This window comes from Thiocapsa sp., assembly GCF_011390875.1.
In the GTDB taxonomy this organism is placed as follows: domain Bacteria; phylum Pseudomonadota; class Gammaproteobacteria; order Chromatiales; family Chromatiaceae; genus Thiocapsa.
Genome location: NZ_JAABRP010000082.1, coordinates 1 through 5,619, shown reverse-complemented (window position 1 = coordinate 5,619; position 5,619 = coordinate 1). Strand labels below are relative to the sequence as shown.

The 5,619-nt window shown below is 66.3% G+C and carries 5 protein-coding genes and 1 pseudogene; 3 read left to right on the top strand and 3 right to left on the bottom strand.

From position 1 onward, the window contains the following. The 3 genes and pseudogenes from GPT33_RS08595 to ptsP form a co-directional block, all read left to right on the top strand. Nucleotides 1–164 (top strand): annotated as a pseudogene (locus tag GPT33_RS08595) (PTS fructose transporter subunit IIA); the annotation flags it as partial. After that, nucleotides 161–430, top strand: coding sequence for an HPr family phosphocarrier protein (locus tag GPT33_RS08590; RefSeq protein ID WP_296807423.1), 270 nt, complete (start codon nt 161–163; stop codon nt 428–430). The pseudogene GPT33_RS08595 and the gene GPT33_RS08590, both read left to right, overlap by 4 nt. Next, a complete protein-coding gene (gene ptsP, locus GPT33_RS08585) occupies nt 427–2,169 on the top strand; it encodes a phosphoenolpyruvate--protein phosphotransferase (RefSeq protein WP_296807420.1) in 1,743 nt (580 codons plus the stop codon). The genes GPT33_RS08590 and ptsP overlap by 4 nt, the downstream gene beginning before the upstream one ends. A 254-nt stretch (nt 2,170–2,423) precedes the next feature. On the opposite strand, the gene GPT33_RS08580 is transcribed toward ptsP, so the two are convergent. The 3 genes from GPT33_RS08580 to GPT33_RS08570 all read right to left on the bottom strand — a co-directional run. Further along, complete coding sequence (locus tag GPT33_RS08580) at nt 2,424–3,488, bottom strand: phosphotransferase (protein WP_296807417.1); 1,065 nt, start codon at nt 3,486–3,488, stop codon at nt 2,424–2,426. Further along, nucleotides 3,485–4,822: an aminoglycoside phosphotransferase family protein gene (locus tag GPT33_RS08575; protein ID WP_296807414.1), complete on the bottom strand. Its 1,338-nt coding sequence runs from the start codon at nt 4,820–4,822 to the stop codon at nt 3,485–3,487. Before GPT33_RS08575 ends, GPT33_RS08580 begins: the two co-directional genes overlap by 4 nt. After that, nucleotides 4,806–5,619, bottom strand: an 814-nt coding sequence (locus tag GPT33_RS08570; protein ID WP_296807411.1) for an ABC transporter ATP-binding protein, incomplete at its 5' end; no start/stop codon positions are given. The genes GPT33_RS08570 and GPT33_RS08575, both read right to left, overlap by 17 nt.

Genomic DNA, 5,619 nt, shown 5'->3' with positions numbered 1-5,619 from the left:
TGACGATCCATGAGCGGCTCAGAGTGATTGCCGGACTGAACCTGCCCATGTTGTTGCGCGCCCTGACCTACGCTTCGCTCGACCTGGATGCCGTGGCCGAGAAGGCCCTGCAGGGCGGGCGCGACGGCGTCTTGCTCTGCTCGCGACGAGACGACCGCACATGATTCGCAAAGAGATCGAGATCCTCAACAAGCTGGGGTTGCATGCCCGTGCGGCAGCCAAGCTCGTGCAATGCGCCGGGCGGTTCGCCAGCCACGTGGAGATCGCGCGGCGCGGACAAAGCGTCAACGGCAAGAGCATCATGGGCGTGATGATGCTGGCCGCGAGCCAAGGGACTCGGATCACGGTCGAGGCTTGCGGCGAGGACGAGGATGCCGCCATGGCGGCGATCGAGGCGTTGATCGGCGATCGCTTCGGAGAGTCGGAATGACCACCGCATTTCAGGGAATCGGCATCTCGACGAGCCGCTCGCTGGCACTCGGACCTGCCTTTGTGGACGTGCGAGGCGGCCGTACTGCCTCGCAATCCTCGATCGCGGCCGACGAGGTCGCTGCCGAGATCGATCGACTCGACTTGGCCGTCGCAGCAGCACGCCAGGCACTAAAGGCCGTGCGCAACCAGATCCCGCGCCACACGCCGCTGAACATCGCCGAGTTCATCGATACCCACCTGCTGATGCTCGAGGATGCCGCCCTGGTCGAGGAGGTGCGGCGCATCGTTGCCGAGGAACTCTGCAATGCCGAGTGGGCGCTGCAACGCCAACGCGACACCCTGGTGGGTATCTTCGACGAGATGGACGACCCCTATCTGCGCACGCGTCGCGACGACGTCGAGCATGTCGTCCAGCAGATTCAGACCTTCCTGCAGGGCGCAATTGAGCAAAGCGAGCCCTCGGCTCAGGATCTGAAAGGTCGAGTCGTGGTGGCGCGCGACCTCACTCCCGCGGATGCGATCCTTCTGCACCATCGCGGTGCGGTCGCATTCGTCACCGAGTTCGGCGGGCCCATGTCACACACGGCCATCCTGGCGCGCAGTCTCGGGGTGCCCGCCGTGATGGGCATCCACAGCATTACCCGCTATCTGCGCCAAGGCGAGCTCATCCTGGTGGACGGCGAGACCGGCACCGTCATTGCCGATGCCGACCCGCTGACCCTGAGCTTTTTCCGTGACCGGCTGCGCGCGGCAGAGGCCCGTCAGTTGCGTTTGCGCGGGCTGGTCGGGTGCCCCTCCGTCACCCGCGACGGGGTCGAGATCGGTCTCCTGGCGAATCTGGAACTTTCCGAAGACGTGGAGCTTGCGATCGCCAACGGGGCCAGTGGGGTTGGACTCTATCGCACCGAGTTCCTTTACATGAATCGCCGCGATCTCCCCGACGAGGAGGAGCACCTGGCGAACTACGCTGAGATCATCGCGGGGCTCGGTGGAATCCCGGTGACCATCCGCACGCTGGACCTCGGGGTCGAAAAGCGCATCGATACGGCCTCGGAGCCGGCGCCCGGGGTCTCGAACCCCGCGCTCGGGTTGCGCGCGATCCGCCTGTGCCTGAAGGAGCCCGACCTCTTTCGCCCGCAATTGCGGGCGATCCTGCGCGCCGCAGCGATCGGCCCGGTTCGGCTGATGCTGCCGCTCGTCTCCAGCATCCATGAGGTCGACACGGTTCTGGCGCTGATACGGCAGATCAAGGCTCAGCTCGACCGTGACGGGATCGAATACGACCCGAGCCTTCCGATCGGTGCCATGATCGAGGTTCCCGCGGCAGCCCTCTGCGCACGCGCACTGGCGCGGCGTCTGGATTTTCTGTCGATCGGAACCAACGACCTCATCCAGTACACGCTGGCGATCGACCGACTCGACGACGGCGTCAACTATCTGTTCGACCCCACTCACCCGGCAATCCTGCGGCTCGTACGCATGACCATCGAGGCGGCGCGCGACCTGAATCGACCGGTCAGCATGTGCGGCGAGATGGCCGGCGATCCGCGCTTCACCCGCCTGCTTCTCGGAATGGGGCTCCGCGAGTTCAGCATGCAGCCGGGCGCCATCCTGGATGTCAAAGAGATCGTGCTGCAGGCCGACACACACGACCTGAAACGCCGCACCGCCGCGCTCTTCACCCGTCTCGACGATACGGATCCGGGCGCCTTGATCGATGCGCTCAACGCCGCTTAAACCACGTCCGGCTCCCTAAATTGATGTCGGCCTGGAAATCCCGCCGTTGAGGACACCAAAGGCGTTCTCCCTGGAGCGGTTTAAGAAAAGGAAAAGCCAAACCGCGCCCGGTGCGTAGGATGGGTAGAGCGTCAGCGAAACCCATCCTCCAAACCGCCGCGCTGCCGGGTTTCGGTCCGATGCCCTTGGCGCGGGGAGGATGGGTTTCGCTGCGCTCTACCCATCCTACGTTTCGGTTGTGTTTGGATCGTTTCTTACCTTGATCGTCTCGTGGCGACGCCGAGTCGCTCCTCGCAAAGCTCCAGGAGCGCGGGCGTCCAGGGTCGTCGCTCCGGGATGCGCCGGCTGATTGCGATGTGACGGACCAAGGTCAGCGTGGCATAGGTCCTCAGCGCGGCCCGGCATGACTCGCCGGCGAGGCGGACGAAGGCATCCTCGAGGGCCAGCTCGAGGTCGGCCAGCGCGGTCGGGTCTCGGTAGGTGCGTAGACTCAGCTCGGTGACGTGTCCGATGAAGTTGCCCATGTCCAGACCGGGGTCGGCTAGACAGAAGAGGTCGAGATCGATCAGATAGAGCCGGGTGCCGTCCAGGATGAGGTTGTCGGCGTAGCAGTCGCGATGGCTGGGGCACGGGGTGGCGGCTGCGAGCGAGTCGCCCAAACGCTCGCAGGCGGTCAAGAGACGATCGATCCGTCCCGCCCACGTTCGGTTCTGCGTTGCGACCTCGCCGAGCGCGCGGTGCAGGACGCGCAGCTCCTCGCGCATGCTGTGGCGTCGCTCCAACATCGGATCCGCACCGTGCAGCTTGTGGATTGCCGCCGCGATCCGCGGGGCCAATGCCGGAGCATCGGGGGTGGTCAGGTGTTCCGTGAGGGGTTGTCCCGAGACCTTGCGCTGCAGCCACATGGCCAGATCGGGCAAGACGCCGAAGGTCTCGGGCACCGCGATGCCATCCTCGGCATCGGGACCGAATCCACGGTGCCACAGCCGGGTCTGCACCGCATGACTGTATCGGTCCGGACCCTTTGCTCGGATCTTGCCGAGCAATACGAGTGCAGTTGGGTCTCCGGTCGGTACGCTCGGCGCCAAGCGATATTCGATCAGGCACCGGATCCCGCGCTTATGCCGGCGCATGCGGACGGCCTTGATGCCGAGCCCCGGTGCGTGGGCATCGATCCGTCGGCTCAGCGCGGGGCAGGCCCGGATACGCCGTTGCATCCGGGTCGGACTCAAGGCGAGCGGCAACATCGGCATTCGGGTGTCGGCCGAGGCGACACTCGCATCCACCGTCCGTTGCGAGTCATTCGTCTGGATCCTCATGCTGTCGACCTCCTCCGTCGGGGTGCACGGGGCTCGAGTGATGGTCTTCCTGTTTGGTTTCCGAGAAGGCGCTCCACGCGCAGCAGCGTCTGCTCGATGCGCTCCGGCCAGTCGCACTCGCGTCGCCGGAATGCCTCCGGCGCAAGGCGCAGCAGACCGGCCGCGACGTAGAGATCCGTGCGGGCCGGTGGCGCGCATCCGCACTCATGGCAGTATCCTTGAATCAGGTCGGCGGCGATCTCTTCGGCACGCACCGAGGCGAGTCGTCCGGCCAGGCAGTCGTCTTCGAGTCGTGCGATGAAGCTTCCGAGATCGGCCGCGGGGTCGCCCGCTCCGGCTTGGTCGTAGTCGATGATCGCGACCCTGTCTGCGTCCAACAGGATTTGATCGGCGGAGAAATCACCGTGAACACATCGGTGCTGCAAGGGGGCCGACAAGAGCGCCGATGCAATACGCGAGGCGAGCCGTTGCGCCGGAGGGGCGAGTCGGGGTTCAAGCTCGCCCACGGCACGGGCAGCCGCCAACGGCGCCATGGCTTCCTGCTCGCGCATGACCGGTGCAAGGGCCCCCGGCGCTTGACGATGAAACGCGGCAAGAGCGGCACCGACCTGTTGCATCGGACACGGTTCGCGGGTCGGGCCGCGCAGCCATGCATTCAGTGGCACGCCGCGTATCCACCGACTCAGGATGATGCGCTGCTGCTTGGAGCGCCCCATCGCTCGGGAGACCGACAGCCGCTCGGACGCCGGGAAATCCCGGATCGCCTTGGCCGAGCGCCAGGCATTGGGGAAGTCGCGCTCTTCATAGAGCTTGACGATCGCCCGTGCCTCACCGTCGACGGACAGTTTGCCGACGTAACGCCGTTCGGGCTTGTAGTGGAGTGTCTCCAGTTCCGCCGTGCGGAGCTCGGGCTCCTCCTGCGCCAGCGCGCTCATTAGTAGGCCGCGTGCATCTGGGTCGACGAGCGCGGCGAGTGCAGGGAGACGACGGTCGACGGGAAAGCGCCGGAGGAGGCTTCGGTGCTCCTCGATCAGGCAGATCCCCGCACCCATCCCGGCTTTCGCGCCCTTGCGTGCTTGGTGCACGGCATCCCGGGCGTCGGCGAAGGTCTTGGCCTGGAACCGCAGCGGGCCGGACGGGGTGTGGGCAAGATAGCCGGCAAGACAGTTGGTGCCGGGTTTGTAGCGCACATAGATCGTCTCGAGCGACGCGATCCCTTCATCCGGCCAGGCCATGCGCACGGCGGCCAGGATCGCCTCCGAGTCCAACACAAACCCGAGGCCCGGCAGCGCGATGTCGCGCGCCGCGAGCGCGCGATCAGGATCCAAAAGCATAGTCGGCTCCGATCGGGCGGCTGGTGGCCGGTGACAGGGCCGGCGAGGAGGCACCCGAGCGGCCCCGAACGAGTGCGGCATAGGCGCCCTCGCGTGCCAGCAGCGCGTCGTGGCATCCCTCCTCGCGGATACGGCCCGCCTCCAGGTAGAGGATCCGGTCGGCCCGTGCGGCCAGCTCGAGATCATGGGTCACCATGAGGACGGTGCGACCCTGCGCGAGCTTCTCCAGGGCCTGGATCACGGACTGCGCATTGTGACGGTCGAGCCCGGTGGTCGGCTCGTCGAGGATCAGGATCGGGCTCGGTCGCAGTGCCGCCCGGGCGATGGCGATGCGTTGGCGCTGCCCGCTCGAGAGTGTGACGCCGCGCTCGCCCACCAGGGTGTCGTAGCCGTTCGGAAGCGCCTCGATGAAGTCGTGGGCATTGGCCAAGCGGGCGGCCCTGATGATTGCGGCCTCATCGGCAACGGGTTCGGCACCAGTGTTTGAACCAGCTGCGCCGTACCCGACGTTGTCTCGGATGCTGGCGGCGAACAGCAGGCTGTCCGAGAGCACCACGCTCATCTGAGCCCGCAGCGACGCGAGCCGATAGGTGCGGATGTCGACCCCGTCGAGGAGCACGCGCCCCTCGGTCGGATCATGCAGGCGCAGCAGGAGGCTGAGCAGCGTGGATTTACCCGCCCCGGACGGGCCGACGATCGCCACGCGCTCGCCCGGGACCAGCGCGAGATCGATGCAATCCAGGACCGGTGTGCCGGGCGTGTGTGCAAAGGAGACCTGCTCGAACCGGACGGATCCC